Origin of the sequence: Marinobacter sp. (assembly GCF_052094685.1) — a bacterium.
Taxonomy (GTDB): Bacteria; Pseudomonadota; Gammaproteobacteria; order Pseudomonadales; family Oleiphilaceae; genus Marinobacter.
This window is the reverse complement of record NZ_JBQDKB010000082.1, coordinates 1-15,780: the sequence shown is the minus strand read 5'-3', so window position 1 is coordinate 15,780 and position 15,780 is coordinate 1. Positions and strand designations below refer to the sequence as shown.

General features: G+C 53.8%; 12 protein-coding genes and 2 pseudogenes. 6 read left to right on the top strand and 8 right to left on the bottom strand.

What is annotated here, in order from left to right; translation table 11 throughout:
* Together narZ and ACTH3S_RS14520 are read right to left on the bottom strand one after the other, a co-directional pair.
* Positions 1-466, bottom strand: a pseudogene (gene narZ, locus ACTH3S_RS14525) (nitrate reductase subunit alpha); the annotation flags it as partial.
* A gap of 128 nt (positions 467-594) precedes the next feature.
* On the bottom strand, positions 595-1,863 hold the full coding sequence (locus ACTH3S_RS14520; RefSeq protein ID WP_441809725.1) for an MFS transporter: 1,269 nt from the start codon (positions 1,861-1,863) through the stop codon (positions 595-597).
* A gap of 155 nt (positions 1,864-2,018) precedes the next feature.
* On the opposite strand from ACTH3S_RS14520, the gene ACTH3S_RS14515 reads away from it, so the two are divergent.
* The 5 genes and pseudogenes from ACTH3S_RS14515 (at position 2,019) to ACTH3S_RS14495 (ending at position 6,517) form a co-directional block, all read left to right on the top strand.
* On the top strand, positions 2,019-3,878 hold the full coding sequence (locus ACTH3S_RS14515) for a histidine kinase (protein ID WP_441809724.1): 1,860 nt from the start codon (positions 2,019-2,021) through the stop codon (positions 3,876-3,878).
* Positions 3,879-3,941: 63 nt separating this feature from the next.
* Positions 3,942-4,633, top strand: a pseudogene (gene narL / locus ACTH3S_RS14510) (two-component system response regulator NarL).
* A gap of 70 nt (positions 4,634-4,703) precedes the next feature.
* Positions 4,704-5,198 (top strand): ubiquinone anaerobic biosynthesis accessory factor UbiT, encoded by a 495-nt coding sequence (ubiT, locus tag ACTH3S_RS14505; protein WP_441809723.1) that lies wholly within the window; start codon positions 4,704-4,706, stop codon positions 5,196-5,198.
* 143 nt (positions 5,199-5,341) lie between these two features.
* Positions 5,342-5,785, top strand: a complete 444-nt coding sequence (locus ACTH3S_RS14500; protein WP_441809722.1) for a hypothetical protein — start codon at positions 5,342-5,344, stop codon at positions 5,783-5,785.
* A 27-nt stretch (positions 5,786-5,812) separates the two neighbouring features.
* Positions 5,813-6,517 (top strand): MOSC domain-containing protein, encoded by a 705-nt coding sequence (locus ACTH3S_RS14495; protein WP_441809721.1) that lies wholly within the window; start codon positions 5,813-5,815, stop codon positions 6,515-6,517.
* A 30-nt stretch (positions 6,518-6,547) separates the two neighbouring features.
* Here ACTH3S_RS14495 and ACTH3S_RS14490 read toward each other — a convergent pair whose 3' ends face one another.
* The 5 genes from ACTH3S_RS14490 to hemN all read right to left on the bottom strand — a co-directional run bounded on the left by ACTH3S_RS14490 (position 6,548) and on the right by hemN (position 12,310).
* Positions 6,548-7,447: a U32 family peptidase gene (locus ACTH3S_RS14490; RefSeq protein WP_441809720.1), complete on the bottom strand. Its 900-nt coding sequence runs from the start codon at positions 7,445-7,447 to the stop codon at positions 6,548-6,550.
* Between the two features lie 13 nt (positions 7,448-7,460).
* Positions 7,461-8,456, bottom strand: coding sequence for a ubiquinone anaerobic biosynthesis protein UbiU (ubiU, locus tag ACTH3S_RS14485; protein ID WP_441809719.1), 996 nt, complete (start codon positions 8,454-8,456; stop codon positions 7,461-7,463).
* A gap of 173 nt (positions 8,457-8,629) precedes the next feature.
* The gene (locus ACTH3S_RS14480) at positions 8,630-8,761 is read right to left on the bottom strand and encodes a putative transporter small subunit (RefSeq protein ID WP_441809718.1); all 132 of its coding nucleotides are present in this window, start codon (positions 8,759-8,761) and stop codon (positions 8,630-8,632) included.
* Positions 8,761-10,437, bottom strand: a complete 1,677-nt coding sequence (locus tag ACTH3S_RS14475; protein ID WP_441809717.1) for a sodium:solute symporter family protein — start codon at positions 10,435-10,437, stop codon at positions 8,761-8,763. The genes ACTH3S_RS14480 and ACTH3S_RS14475 overlap by 1 nt, the downstream gene beginning before the upstream one ends.
* 454 nt (positions 10,438-10,891) lie before the next feature.
* Positions 10,892-12,310, bottom strand: coding sequence for an oxygen-independent coproporphyrinogen III oxidase (hemN, locus tag ACTH3S_RS14470; protein ID WP_441809716.1), 1,419 nt, complete (start codon positions 12,308-12,310; stop codon positions 10,892-10,894).
* A gap of 228 nt (positions 12,311-12,538) precedes the next feature.
* Between hemN and ACTH3S_RS14465 the strand changes: the two genes are divergently transcribed.
* Positions 12,539-14,071, top strand: a complete 1,533-nt coding sequence (locus tag ACTH3S_RS14465; protein WP_441809715.1) for a cryptochrome/photolyase family protein — start codon at positions 12,539-12,541, stop codon at positions 14,069-14,071.
* 9 nt (positions 14,072-14,080) lie between these two features.
* On the opposite strand, the gene ACTH3S_RS14460 is transcribed toward ACTH3S_RS14465, so the two are convergent.
* Positions 14,081-15,757: an HAD family hydrolase gene (locus ACTH3S_RS14460; RefSeq protein ID WP_441809714.1), complete on the bottom strand. Its 1,677-nt coding sequence runs from the start codon at positions 15,755-15,757 to the stop codon at positions 14,081-14,083.
* Positions 15,758-15,780: the final 23 nt, after the last annotated feature.

Sequence of the window (15,780 nt, the reverse complement as noted above, 5' to 3'; positions counted from 1 at the left end):
CCATACCACGGCGGGGCTTGTACTCGGCGGTTTTCTTCGGGTCTTCCACAATGGACGCCCAGGCCTCAACCGGGTCGTTGAACTGCATGCGGGCTGCACGCCAAAGTTTCATCAAATGCTTGCGCATCAATGGGTACTTCAGGCGGTTTGCGCTGTACATGTACCAGGAGTAGCTGGCGCCACGAGGGCAACCACGGGGCTCGTGGTTAGGTAGATCCGGGCGGGTACGAGGGTAGTCGGTTTGCTGGGTTTCCCAGGTGACCAGACCATTCTTAACGTAGATTTTCCAGCTGCAGGAACCGGTGCAGTTTACACCGTGGGTGGAGCGTACAATTTTGTCGTGCTGCCAACGCTGGCGGTAGCTGTCTTCCCAATCGCGATTTTCTTCGTGGGTTTCGCCGTGGCCGTTCGCGAACGATTCACGCTTTTTGCTGAAGTAGCTCAGCTTGTCGATCAAATGACTCATGGTCTCTCTCCGTCTGCCCATCTACCGGATCGTTTTTCCGATTTAAAACCATTGTGTGGCAGAACAACCCTGAAATCTGCGTGGTTACTACCACATAACCCACCTCTACCACTGAAGGGGTAAAGGCCTTATATCCCTGGCTGGAGAAGTACCTGACGTTCGTGGCGCCGACTGAAACGGGCGAACATAATCTGGCAGATACACAGCAGCAGAAACAGAATCATGAACACCGCGCTACGCACACCTAACCAGTGATTTACCGCACCAAAAATAACCGGTAGCACGAACGCCACAGAGCAGGCGCTGACAAGCAGCAGCCCGGCAACAAACGCCGCATTCTGGCGGCTTTCGATAATCGCCATTCGCTGCAAGCTACCCATGGCGCATCCCAGCGCCACACCGAGCACCACTACAAAAATGCTCTCAACGGTCATAGGCAAGGCGTACTCAACCTTAATCGTTGCTTCCACACCCTGTATGAACAGCGTCATGGGCGGGTAAGACAACACCACCAAAGCCACTAAGCCAATAAGCAGTGACCGACCAACAACTCTTGGGCTGCCATAGCGATCAGACAGGCCCCCGCCCAAAATCTGAGCCAGCGCGCCGGGAATAACGAACCATTGCGCAAGCCTGGCCCCCGATTGAACCTGCAGTTCGAACTGCGAAGAAAGGTAATCCGGAAGCCACAGCGCCAATGCAAAAAAGCCTCCTGCAACCAAGCCAAAATAAGCACCTAGTTGCCAGGCGCCCTGCTGCCTGAGTCGCCCGAACAGTATTCTGATGGAGGTTTCGGTTTCTGGATCTGCAATCGCATCTTCCGAATCGGTGAGCAGCAAAAGCAGGGCAAGCACAAGCAGAAGCACGATCAGGTAGGCAAGTGGCACGCCCTGCCAGGAGAATGCCTCATGAAACAAAGGCACAAGATAGTAAGTGAACCCGGCGCCGGTAACGCCAGCACCAAACACACCAAGCACAAGCCCCAGGCGGTCGTGTTGGCAATTACTGGTCACAAACTGCAGCCCTGCGCTATAAAAGCCACCGGCCAATCCCAACCCACCGGCTGACAACAGATACCCGGGGAAAGTATCTGTTGTCAGCAGAATCACCATGCAAACAGCAAGCCCTGCAAGGCAAATGAGCATAATGCGGCGAGCACCAAATTTCCGGGCGGCAAGCCCGGCTGGGACAGCCAACAAGGCACTAACGGCCATAGGCATGGCTAGCAGCAAACCGAATTGCAGGTTGCTGAGGCTTAATTCGGCTCTAAGGTGTATGCCCGCAACAGCAAACAGCGTCCAGCAGCCTGCTGCGATGACAAAACCCATCACCGCAAGCGGCAGAATAACGGCAAGTGATGCCAGCCGCTCATCCTCCTGATCCGCCTCTGACTTCATTCGCCAATACCTTAAGGAGCGTTGTTAAAAGCTGCCTTTCAGTCTCAGCTTTTGCCCTGACGCAGGTCAAAGACTATGATGGGTTACCAACCATTGGGGTAATTGACTAACCTCAAGGAGGTATCCGAGCCAGGTGACTGCAAAGACGAGATTCCATGAAATCTAGAAGCCCCCTTGTTAACCGGATTGCCATTGTTGTGTGTGCCGTGGTGCTAACGTCTATGGTCAGCATGGCTACAACGCTTGCGGTTTCAAAAAGCATTGAAGGGAACGCGACTGCCATCAATTTGGCCGGCGCTCTTCGCATGGGCGCATTTCGATTGCTGTCTCACGTAGCCGGCGCGCAAGAGAGCAGCACCGGCGAAAACAGTATCCAGAATATGGCGTCTCGATATGAGCTCAGCCTTCGGAACAACAACATTGCCCGAGCTATCCCCGCCGCCGAAGATCACCCACTAGCCAAGCAGTACCAAGCTATCAGAGCATTCTGGGAGCAAACCCTACGCCCGGGGCTGGAGAATCACCCGCAAGGATCGTCTGCCAGTGCAGATATACTCGCGGCCACTCAAAGCTATGTAAACTCGGTAGACCAACTCGTCAACATGCTCGAACGGCGAACCGAAGCCCGAATCGGCTTGCTACACCTAATCCAGATAATCAGTTTGGCCTTTTCCATACTGATCATCGTTGCCCTATTCGTAGACCTGAGAAGCCGAGTGCTAAAGCCCCTGCGCAAACTGGTCAGCATTGCGAAAGCAGTGGGTGAACAAGACTTTTCCCACAAGGCAAACCTGAAAGGAAGTGACGAACTGGCGCAACTGGGCAGTGCATTTGATCAGATGAGCAGCGAGCTTGCGCTTACCTACTTCGATCTTGAAGAACGGGCACGCAGCAAAACTGACGAGCTCGAAAAGAGCCATGCGGCCCTTCAACTGTTGCATGCGTCTAGCCGCAACTTGTTTGCCAATCACGATCTGTGCAGTGGCGCCGTTCCCATGTTGCAGGAACTGGAACAACTTCTAGGGATAGGGCCTATTCGGCTTTATCTACACGACAGACAATCGTCAGAGCCCGTTCAGGCGGTTACAACGGCATCAATAGAACGCCCTTTTTACTGTCGCGACCACCACTGCAACGCCTGCCTGGTAACGCCGGACGTTTACGACGAGTTACCCATAGAAGACCACGATGGTCGCAGGCTGCTACTGCCTATCCGAACTCCGGGTAAACTTCTTGGCACTCTGGAGGTGTGGTACCCTGCCGAAAAGGGCCTTTCAGATACGGCCCGCCGCCTTCTTGAGACACTCAGCGACCAGTTGGCCACCGCTATATTCCTTGAGCAGCAGATCACCGAAGAGCAACAGCTTACGCTGGCCGAAGAGCGCACCGTGATCGCCCGGGAACTGCACGACTCCCTGGCGCAATCACTGTCCTATTTGAAAATGCAGGTAGCCCGCTTGCGCCGGCTGAATATTGAGGGTGAACAGAAGAGCTCCCACAATGCCATACTGGACGAGCTCAGCACCGGACTGAACAGCGCCTACCGTCAGCTTCGGGAATTGTTAGCCACCTTCAGGCTCAAGTTGGACACCCCGGATCTGACCACAGCCCTGAGCAAAACCATAGAGGAGTTTTCAGAACGGCTGGGCAAACCTATAGGGCTGTTCTATAACTTGCCACCTCAGGCGCTATCGCCCAACGAAGAGATTCACACACTGCAGATTGTGCGTGAAGGCTTGGCCAATGCCGTTAAGCATGCCGATGCCACAGAAATTTCGGTAGAGGTGGTGTTTGAATCACCCCAAGTACAAGCAAGAATACGGGATAATGGCAAAGGCCTGCCCGAGGGTGGCCAACCGGTTAACCATTACGGCCTGATTATCATGCAGGATCGCGCCCGTACACTCGGCGGCCAAGTTGCAGTGCAGGATCGCAATGAAGGGGGCGTTGAAGTTATTCTTACGTTTGTTCCGAAAAGCCGGCATCTAATACCGGCCGAAGTGTCTAACACCTGAATATCAAAAAAGCGGCGAACCGACTATGCCGTTACGACATCAAGAGAGAGGAAGCGAAGTACCATGTCTGATACACCGTCTGACACACCCGCAAGCATACTGCTGATAGACGATCATCCTTTACTGCGCCAGGGTATCAAACAACTCGTCGAGATGGAGGAAGACATGGTCGTGGCTGGTGAAGCCAGCAATGCCACCGATGGTATTCGCCTGGCAACCGAGCTTGAACCTGACCTTATCTTGATGGATCTCAACATGCCGGAAATCAGCGGCATTGACGCATTGAAAAAACTGCGGGAACTGAACATAAGCTCCCGCATCATTATGTTCACGGTGTCGGACCAGGAAGACGACGTAGTCGCTGCGCTGCGAGCCGGTGCCGACGGTTACCTTCTGAAGGACATGGAGCCGGAAGACATGATTGCTCAGCTGCACCAGGCAGCAGTGGGCAAGATGGTTATCAGCGATCGGCTAACCACACTTCTTGCCGAAGCCTTACGCTCCAACAAGCCACAACAAGCCACAACAAGCCACAACAAGCTTCGCGACCGGATTTCGACAGCCTGACACCACGGGAAAAAGACATTCTGCGGCTGATTGCAGAGGGCCTTTCTAACAAGATGATTGGTCGCAAGCTGGACATCAGCGACGGCACCGTAAAAGTACACGTAAAACACCTGCTGAAAAAACTCAGCCTGCGCTCGCGAGTAGAAGTCGCCGTATGGGCGGTAGAAGAAGGCCTGCATAAGGGCTGAGCTATATCAAATCAAGCAAGGCAGTTTTTGGTTACTCTGGGCAGTCTGAATTCACTGCCTGGAGTTAATTATGGCCTTGCCACTGCCTGCCGCTTTGCCACTACACGCCAAACCCTTGGTCAGTGACTCTCTTGCGCTGATTTCCGAATACCTGCCCTCGCCGCTTCCTTTACTCGGGGTTATCGATCGTTCTATCCCGATTCCAATAAAGCAGCTGGTTGCCGAAGCGCCCCTCAACCGGGTCTTTGCTGAAGCCATTGCCGAAGGTGAGTTTGACGATTTTGAGGGCCGCCGCATTCGGCTGGAAGCAAACGGAGGCCACCCCGGCATCACTTTCGGTTTTTGGGCAGGCCGGCTCCGGGTATTAGACGGCCCCGGCGAGGCCACCATTCGTGGTTCCCTTTCTGCGTTCAAAACCCTCTCCGCACGTCAACAAGACCCAGATCAACTATTTTTTCAGCGACGCCTGATGATTGAGGGAGATACAGAGCTAGGACTAGCCCTGAAAAACCTTCTGGACAGCCTGGAATGGGATCTCAATATCCGTCAATTGCTTTTCTTCTGAGGCCTTAAGCCGCTTAGGCCATATCAAATCCATACTGCCCTGTGAGATGGTTTGAGAATAGACAACTAAAACCTCTAAGCTCTCAACACAGCAGCCAATGCGCACTTTCGTAGCGGGCGCGCAGAATGGAAGGATCGAACCTAATGACACTGGCTGAAAAACTTTGCCTAACCGCTACCTTTGTCTTCTTTATGACTGGGTTGCTGACCGGTATTTGGAAATACGGGTGCATGGCCCGCAGCCCGAAAGCCGCAGCGCCAAGGTACGTGGACATTGCCCACCGCAGCTCCCTCATGTACAGCTTTGCTGCCATGCTATTGGGCTGGCTTGCTAGCCACAGCGTGTACCCAGACTGGCTGAACACGTTGGCGGCAATCTGTGCATTGGGTTTTTTCGCTTTGGCAATTACGACCTATATCATCCATGGTTTACTGCGCGACACCAGCAACCAGTTTCGCAAACCCCATCAAATGGGGAGTATGACACTGCCATCCTGGATGATTCACAGTTTTATGATTGCGCTGATTGTAGCTGAGGTGGGAGGGTCGCTGGTTCTTGGAGCCGGTGCCATGATGTCGATCTGGTGATAGCCCCCTCGGGGCAGGAGGTCTTATATGGCAACAAGCACTGTGATCAAGCAACTAAGAATCGGCAGCTTGGCCAGGTTTGCGGGCACAGAAACGCTAACAGGCATTCACAAGCGGGAGATTGATTCCGCCTACCTGAACGAAAACGGCCTAAGCGATGACCAACACGGCGACAAACGCCACCATGGCGGCCCAGAGAAAGCGCTGCACCACTTTGCCTCAGACCACTATGCTCGCTTGCGCCGCGAGCTTCCTGAGCCAGCCTCAGAGCATTGCTTGCCTGGCGCTTTTGGCGAGAACCTGGTAACTGAGGGGCTTACTGAATCCGATGTGTGTGCCGGAGATATATATGAGCTTGGGGGCGCCATTATTCAGGTATCCCAGCCGCGCCAACCTTGCTGGCGGCTAAACCTGCGCTTTGGCATACCGGACATGTCCCCTCGCGTACAAAACAACCTCAGAACAGGGTGGTACTACCGGGTTCTACAGCCTGGCATAATCAGCAAGGGAGACACGCTAATACTCAAAGAGCGGCCTCATGACGACTGGCCCCTATGTCGAGTGCTGTCTGTGCTTTACGAAAACACCATGGATCGGCAAGCGCTTACGGAAATGGCAGCACTCAAGGAGCTTTCCCCCAACCTTCGCCAGCTCGCAAAAAAACGACTTGAAACACAACAGGTTGAAAACTGGGAAGGGCGGCTATTTGGCCCAGCCCCACCCGTGAGGTAACTTTCGCCACACGGGTCTGAGGATCGGGATCTATGCTTGGCCGGTTACAAGATCCATCCCCGGCTTACCGTACCAATAGCCATTACAGGGTGGCGCCTCAACCAGTTGCAGCGGGTCGGTGGCTGGGATTTCGCCACGACGTGCCTGATCAAAGCGGCGAACCACTTCATCCATACCCTGATGCTCTGGACTGAGGCGTACTGTGGACACGCCCATTTTTTCCATGTCCGGTATTTCTCGCATCAAGTCATAACGTGCACCAGACAAAGTAGACGTACCGTTAAGGCGGAACAGCTCCTGGGATTCACGGGAGCGCAGCTCCATGCCATCCGGGTGCTGCAGGCAGCGGAACTCACAGTTATCCTTGGGTAAGTTGTAGTGCCGGGCAGTAAAGCACCGGGACGACCACGCCAGCGGCAGGAAGCCCCACGCAAACACCTCTGCAGCCAGATCCAACCCCTCCGCCTCTAACTCACTGATCAATTGGCGCAGGGTTTCACGGCCCAGTTCTACCGGCAGGCTCCAGCCCTTCAGCCCCTGTTTTGCTAACAGTTTCAAGGTTGCGCTGTTGTAGATATTCATCGACGGGCCGGTCACAAACGGTAGGTTATTCTGAGTGGCCAGCTGCAACGCGCTCTGGTCATTAGCCTCTACCAGATACTCCTGCTGGCTGCAGATCTTGCGCAATGCCCGCAGGTCAGCCTCGGATTCAATCAGAGTTTGGGTTGAGAGCACCACCTGCTTGCCGCAGCCCTTGAGTACAGCCGCAATCTCCAGCCAATCTGCCAGCCTAAGCTCACGGCGACGAGAACACACGGTTTCTCCCAGATACACAGTATCAACGGGCCATTCGGCAACGTTGGCGTAAAAATCAAAAACAGTTTGTTTGGACCAGAACCAGAGAATCGGGCCCAGAGAGAGCTTCATCATGGGTTGTTCAGCCTTATTTCCATTTTCGGTGATAGGCGCCGATGGTGGTCAAGCCACCTTCAGACAGGCCCGCAAGCGTGCTGTTCCAAGCAGGATCCACATGAAATCCCTCGGCTCCCGCACTCAGCCCATCCAGCGCCTGGCGCCAAGTTCGAGCAACATCGGCGATGTATGAAGGGCTACGTTGACGGCCTTCAATCTTCACAGCGCTAATGCCCAACCCCTTCAGTTCTGGCAACAGATCCAGCGTATTCAGACTGACTGGCTCTTCAATGGCGTGATAAACGCTGCCTTCCACGTCGAAACGGCCTTTGCACAGAGTGGGATAGCCGGCGGATTCACCTTTTCCGTATCGATCGATAAGTACATTGTTAAGTCGAGATTCCAGGCCGCTCGGGGTTTCTTGCCAGCGCACAGCCTTAGCAGGCGAACAAGCACCGCGAGTGTTGGGGGATTCATCAGTGAGATACGAAGATAGATAACACCGCCCCTCGGCCATGATGCACAGGCTGCCAAAGGCAAACACCTCCAGCTCTACCGGGCTGTGTTTCGCAACACCTCGCACTTGGTCTATGGACAATACCCGGGGCAAAACCGCGCGGCGGATATCAAAGTTATCCTTGTAAAAACGCAGAGCTTCGTAACTGGTGGCCGAGCCCTGAACGGAAAGATGACGGTGAACCTGGGGGTGCTTGTTGGCGGCGTACTCCAGCAGCCCCATGTCGGCCAGAATAATGGCGTCTACCCCTAGAGCCGCAGCGCGATCGACCGCCACTTTCCAGGTTTCCCAGCCATCTGGCTGCGGGTAGGTATTGATGGCGCAAAACACTCTGGCGCCTTTGCTGTGGGCGTACTCAATACCCTCCCCTGCACGCTTGTCGTTAAAATTGAGCCCAGCGAATTGGCGGGCATTGGTGCTGTCTTTAAACCCCAAATACACAGCATCGGCACCGTTATCCACCGCTGTTTTCAGTGCCGGCAAACTGCCGGCCGGGCAAACAAGTTCCATGGGCTGTCTCCACATAAAAGTTCCACAGACCATACGCCGGGGGCTCTTTCGGGGCATTGACCTTTGTCAGCAGAAAGGTGAATAGCTATTCGCGGACAGTATTTATGGTACCAAACGAAAAACGGGAGCCCGCAGGCTCCCGTTTTGTAGACACGCTTTTCTATACTCAAGCGTCAGACCATATCGCTATCTGACTCACGCGCCTGGACGGCATCTTTGACAACCGCGCCGCAGATAACCGCCAGAACACCCAGTGTTAGGGCGGGCCAAATCAGAATATAAGTACCGTATGCGAGTTCACTCATTAGTGTGCTCCTTCAGGAATCATGGTGGATTCATCTTCGTCTTTAGCATCGTCGTAATTGCCAACGCGCTGGTTAATCAGATCAAAATCAAATCTTTCTTTATTGAATAGCGTCATCGCGGTGCACACGACGGCGCTGGCACCGTAGGCTGTCAGTGAAGCCGTAAGAACCATGTAGTCACGCAGAAAGCCTGTGGCATATATCAGCATGAGTACGCCGGCAATCGCGCCTATAACCAGGCCAACCGCGCGCCCAAAGAAGCCGAACGCCATCATGCCGAACACCACGGCACCGCCTACAGAGGCCAGTATTTCGAAGAACAAAACGGTTACGCCGGTCATTTCGAGCAATTCAAATCGCGCGACGCAGAACAGAGCCATGGCAACAACCACAGACCAGGTAAACGCGGCGTTGGTCACCCTGTCCCAGTAGCAACTGATAATGACCGGGAACACGATGGCGCCCCATAGCGCACCGACAAACACCAGCATCACCAGAATATCCAGAGAGAAGCTTGCGAAGATCAAGCCGGCTGCGGTTGCCACAATCATGGTCATGCGTCCGATCAACAGCATTTTCTTGGGATCCGGGTTGTCCTTGGCGATGTTTTTGCCATAGATATCCGCCATCACGATGGTCGACAGAGCGGATAGGTCCGAGTCGGCCGTTGACGACAACGCGCCTATAACCAACACGAAGAACAGGGCCACGAATGCCGTTGGCAGGTAGGTAGATACCATCTGCGGGATCAAGTTGTTCATGTTGCCGTTGATAGGTTCCATGCCCACGGTCAGAGCCATCAGGCCGATCATGCCAAGGCCGATAACAATGGCGCCGTAACCCAATGTTGCCGTAACAAAGGTGCGTTTGATGTGCTTTTCACGCACCGCAAACAAGCGCTGGGAAATGGTCTGGTTACCAATAGCGTAAGCAAGCACCGCCACAAAGAAAGGCGCACCCTGGCTCATAATCGCATCAACGGAGAAGAAGTCTCCCTGTTGGACCGTCAGGTTTTTCAGGCCATCGACCATTACCGATGGCCCACCCACAGAGAACAACACGGCAGGAATGATGACAACGGTAATGGCCATCAGCGCAACCAGTTGAGCAAAGTCTGTGAACACAGAGGCCCGAAAACCGGAAGTAAGCGTGTAGCTAAGTACACCAACGCCGGCAACAATCACGCCTGTTTGGAACGACAGTGGCGACAGAATCGATACCAACGCGCCAGCAGCGGTAAAGTTCACCATCAGGCTGATGATACTGCCAAGAATGTTAGAACCGGCCAGGATCAACTGGCTGGAAGGCCCATGGCGCGCGTGAATAAGCTCACCAAGGGTGTGGCCATTGGGAGCCAATTTACGAAAGCGCCTGCCAAACGGGTAGATGAACAGAATCATCAACGCACCCCATAGGCCGTAATGTATCGGCCCAGATACGCCGTAGGTGTAGCCTGAGGTAGCCGCGGCATAAAAAGAGGCAGCCCAAATCCAGGTTGCCGTCATGCTGGCCGCGCCCATGCCAAAACCCACGTTATGGCCAGCAACCATAAAGCCAGAGGTATCCTCTTCTTTTTTACGTATCAGCAGGGTGAGCAGATAGGTGCCGCCATAAAACGCGACCAGCAACAACATAATGGTTGTTACTGAAAACTGAGCAAAACCATTCTCGTTCAAATCAGGACCTCTTTACTACGGCTGTGCCCCACTGAGCAGCAGACGAACACAAAGACTCGACTACTTGGGACACAAGCGTTCAACAAAGCCCGCAGAGCGCGGAAAGTGAAAATCGAAAGGAACACCAAAGGGTGTCGGCAAAAAGCAGGATTGCTATTTCACCAAAGCATGAGGGTCGCTATGGAAAGCGAAAACGCATATACAATCTTGAAATTTGTTTAGTAGTCATAATGTTTGCAGCCTATTCAGCCCTAAATTCGGTTGCCGGAGGCTATTCTTCTGGCCGTAAGTTAAGCCAAGAAAGGGATTTAAAAGCAAAAAACCGTTAAATCAGGGCGATAAATCTGAATCTTCCGTAAGGAAGACAGAGAATTTACTCCATATACAGGCATGAGTCCAGTATTTAGAGCACAAAGAAATAACCGGGGCACTGATGGCCCCGGATCAGCAAAAGCTAGATGATGCGGGAAAAACGCTGGCTGGCACCTTCTTTGCGATATAGATCAAAGATCTGGCAAATGGCGCGAATCAGCAATCGACCATTGGGCTGCACCTGCAGTATTTGGCCGCTATCACTTACCAGCTCATCGGCAATCATCGGCCTTAAGCGGCTGAGCTCATCCGCAAAGTAGCGATCAAAATCTTCCTGCCATTCGGCCGAAAACTGCTGGCGATCCAGGCGGAACTGGCAGATAAGCTGGCCGATCACCCACCGGCGAATACGGTCATCTCGGGTCAGGTTTACGCCTTTGGAAATCGCCAGTTGGCCAGCATCTATTGAGGCTTCCCAGGTGGGTAGATCGTGGTTGTTCTGAAAGTAGGCATCGTCGGTTTGGCCAATAGCAGACACACCCAAAGACACCAGATCACAATCCGAGTGAGTAGTGTAGCCTTGGAAATTCCGATGCAGCCGCCCAGCCCGCTGAGCCACCGCCAGGCTATCATCGGGCTTGGCAAAGTGATCCATGCCGATGTATTCGTAGCCCGCTTCAAGCAGGCGATTAATCGTATTGTGCAAAATCGTCAGCTTTTGCTGGGGCGATGGCAACGTGTCGTTTTTGATGCGAGTTTGCGGATAAAAGCGGTCTGGCAGGTGCGCATAGCTGAATACCGACAGTCTATCTGGCGACATATCAAGCACCGCTTCCAGAGTATCTGCAAAGCTTTCCGGGGTTTGGTGCGGCAAGCCGTAAATCAGATCAAGGTTGATTGAGTGAAACCCAAGTTGCCGGGCTTCACTCAGCACCGCTTCGGTCATTTCCCGGGGCTGAATACGGTTAACGGCTTTTTGAACTTGCGGGTTTACATCCTGCACGCCCAGACTGATGCGATTAAAGCCAAGTTTCCAAAGGGTTGGCAGGGTATCCTGATCCACTTCACGGGGATCAATTTCCACGCTGTAATCGCGCTCGTCTCCGCTTTGCAGGTTGAACAGCTCAGCGTAACCTTCCATCAATTCCTGCATCACGTCGTTGGGCAAAAAGGTTGGTGTTCCGCCGCCCCAGTGCAACTGTTTTACCGGGCGATCCGCACCAAACAATTCAGACTGCATGGCCGCTTCTTTCAGAACCCTCTCCACATAGGGCATGGCCTTGTTGCGCTTCTTGGTGATCACCTTATTACAGGCGCAGTAATAGCAAAGGTGCGCGCAAAACGGCAGGTGGGTATACAAAGACAGCGGCCGGTTACTGGCCTTGCTGCGCGCTGCTGCCTGCACCATCTGCTCAATCGGGTAATTCTGATCAAACTCCACGGCGGTTGGGTACGAGGTATAACGCGGCCCACTGAGGTCGTAGCGCTTGATCAGAGCGTCATCCCAGATGAACTCCGGAAGTGTGGATTCAGCAGTCTGCGAGTCGGGATTGGAAGCCATAATAAAAACTCTGTGCGTGTAATGGGAAAGGCCAACCGAGGCGCGGAGCATTGTATGCCCGGCAGGCTGCACACATCTTGATGCGGGTCATCTTGATGAATGTCTGAATTTTATCAGCTCGGGGCTTGAACCACCCTTGCGCACAAGGCGTATTCTGACTACCTCCTTGGGGTAACCACCTGTATAACCCCAAGGGCAAAATCCGCCAGTTACTGGAGCGCACTGCCCATGGCTAACCTAATCCTGATCCTTGGCGACCAGCTGACAACCGATATCAGCGCGCTTGAAGGGGCTGACCGCGAGCGCGACAGAATCGTTATGGCGGAGGTTCACGAGGAAGCCAGCTACACCAACCATCATAAGAAAAAGCTGGTTCTACTGTTCAGCGCCATGCGCCACTTTGCCCAGCAGCTTGAGGAAAACGGGTGGCAGGTTCATTACCAGCAATACCATCCAGACAACACGCATCAAAGCTTGGAAAGCGTGGTATCGGGCCGGCTAGCAGATTTCAGCCCGGACAAAATCATTACCACAGAGTGCGGAGAATGGCGCCTGCACGATCAGATCGGCCAATGGCAAAAGCGCCTGAACCTTCCGGTAGAAATCCGCACCGATACCCGCTTCATTGCCAGCAAGCAGGAGTTCGCAGACTGGGCCGAAGGTCGTAAGCAGTTGCGCATGGAATTCTTCTATCGGGAAATGCGCCGCAAAACCGGCCTGCTGATGACACCAGATAACAAGCCTGAAGGCGGCCACTGGAACTTCGATGCCGACAATCGGCGCAAGTGGACCGGCAAACCCCCGGCACCCGCACCCTTTCGGGTAGAGCCAGATGCCATAACCCGTGAGGTGACTGATCTGGTGGAACAACACTTTCCCGATCACTTCGGCATCACCGATGACTTTCACTTTGCGGTAACGCCCGAGGATGCTCAAGAAGCCCTGAGTTACTTCATTGAGTTCGCTCTGCCCTGTTTTGGCAACTATCAGGATGCCATGTCGGACAAAGAAGACTGGCTGTTCCACTCGATTCTTTCGCCCTATATAAATTGCGGGCTGCTCGACCCTCTCGCCGTATGTGAAGAAGCTGCACGGTCTTGGTACGCGGGGCAGGCGCCCATCAATGCGGTAGAAGGTTTTATCCGCCAGATCCTCGGCTGGCGCGAGTTTGTGCGGGGCCTCTATTGGCTACACATGCCGGGTTACGCCAAGGAAAACCGGCTTGGCAATACTCGCGCTCTGCCATGGTTTTACTGGACCGGCGACACAAAAATGCGCTGCATGCACAAAGCCATAGATGCAACCCGTCGCAACGCTTACGCTCACCATATTCAGAGGTTGATGGTCACCGGCAACTTCGCCCTGCTGACCGGCGTAAAACCGGAGGAAATCTGCGACTGGTACCTGGCGGTATATGCTGACGCCTACGATTGGGTAGAGTTGCCCAATGTACTGGGCATGGTGATGCATGCAGATGGCGGCTACCTTGGCTCAAAGCCTTATGCTGCCAGCGGCAAGTACATTCAGCGTATGTCTGATCACTGTACCAACTGCCATTACAAGGTCAGCAAAAGCACCGAGCCGGATGCCTGCCCATTCAATTCTCTGTATTGGCACTTTATTGATCGGCACCGGGCTGATTTCGAGCGCAACCCACGCATGGGCATGATGTATCGTAACTGGGAGAAGCAGAAGCCCGAGAGGCGGGAAGCGCTTCTTAGCCGTGCCAATTATTTGCTGGAGCACCTGGACGAGCTCTGAGCCTGAATGTCAGGGCGGCCCTATCTCGCACGCCAGCACCAACGCCCAGAACTCCGAGAAGTCATTCACCACCACATTTGGCTTGTCCGGATGCTTGTGGGTGCCTGGGAATATCCGGTTCAGCCAGGGCTGATCCCATTGTGCGCCGTTGAAGAAAACCGACGTCATGCCTGCGCGCTTGGCTGCAATCACATCGGTGGTGCTGTCGCCGACGTACCAAACACTGGGATCGGGCGGATAATCCAATTTCTGCACTGCCAGTTGAAGCTGATCCGGGTGCGGCTTGCGCAATGGGGTGTCGTCGCCACAGACATCTACATCAAAAAGCTCTACCCAGCCGGTGTCTTCAACGGCCGCCAACTCGTGTTCAAAAAACTCACGGTCGCGATTGGTGATCACACCTACCTGAATGTCTAGCCGCCGCAAACCTTCCAGCACCGCCCGTACTTTTGGTTCAAAGGCTTTTACTGTGCCGTAGTGATTTCGGTAATGGTGATTGAACGCTTTATGAGCAATCTGTTTTGCTTCTTGATCGTCGCCAAAGAGCACTTCAAAAATGTCCGTGCGCGAGATCTTCCGGTCGGCCTTCACCTTGGGGTGAAGTTTGGCAAACTCGCGCACGTAGGCCACCAACTTCACATCTTCAGGGGTTTTGCTGTCTTCCGGCGCCACCATCCGCGGCATCAGCCCAAGCTTGTGGAAATCCGGGAACATGTCATCCACTGCGTGATACATAGCGTCGAGGGTATCAACCAGCGTAGCGTGCCAATCAAACAGCACCACCTCTGGGCGGATGAGCTTGACCACAGCCGGATGCCAGTCGGCTTCTATGCGGGGTCCCGGACGGGTAGGCGGCGGGAAAGGGCTCGGGCGAACTTCGGCCGGCACTTGCTGAAAACTCTCTGGCTCAGAGCGCTCCATCAGCGCCAGCAGATCCATCAATTCTTCAAAACTGTCCAGCACCGCCATGGGCGCATCGCGATGGGAAAACCAACTGCTGATACGATCTGGCTCCCAGCAAGCACCGTTATAGAAAATGCCGGAAACATTGGCACGGTTGGCCGTGAGCATGTCTACATAACTGTCACCAATATACCAAGCGTGTGCATCTGCGGGGAGATTCAGCTTTTCCAGAGCTCTACTGATAACCTGCGGGTCTGGTTTGTACTCCGTGACATCATCAGCGCATACGGTTGCTTCAAATAGAGCCAGCCAACGCCCGTCATCAACGGTTTTTAGTTCTTTGTCTAAAAACTCCCGATTTCTATTGGTGACAATAGCCAGCCGAATACCCATGGCTCTTAGTGCTAACAGATATTCGTATACCCCTGGCTGAAAGGGCTTAACTTGCCCGAAATAGCGCCGATACGCTTGGTTGTAAGCTTGGTGAGCTATAAGTTTGGCTGCGGTGTTATCACCAAAAATCGCGTTAAAAATGTCAGTTCGCGATACTCGCCTTTCCGCCAAAATACGCGGGTGCAAGCGCCGAAAAATCCGAATATAGCGAACCAACCTCGCATCATCCCCCGTGCGGCACTGCTCTTCTGGTAGCAGCTGGTCTACCAACGCCAGATCCTCCAATTGTGGCAGCATATCTTCCATGGCGCTGAACATGGCGTCATGGGTGTCCACTAAGGTGCCGTGCCAATCGAATATCAGCACTGACGGTACAGCCAAGCGTTCCATAAATCATCCTTCGACGTTTCTAG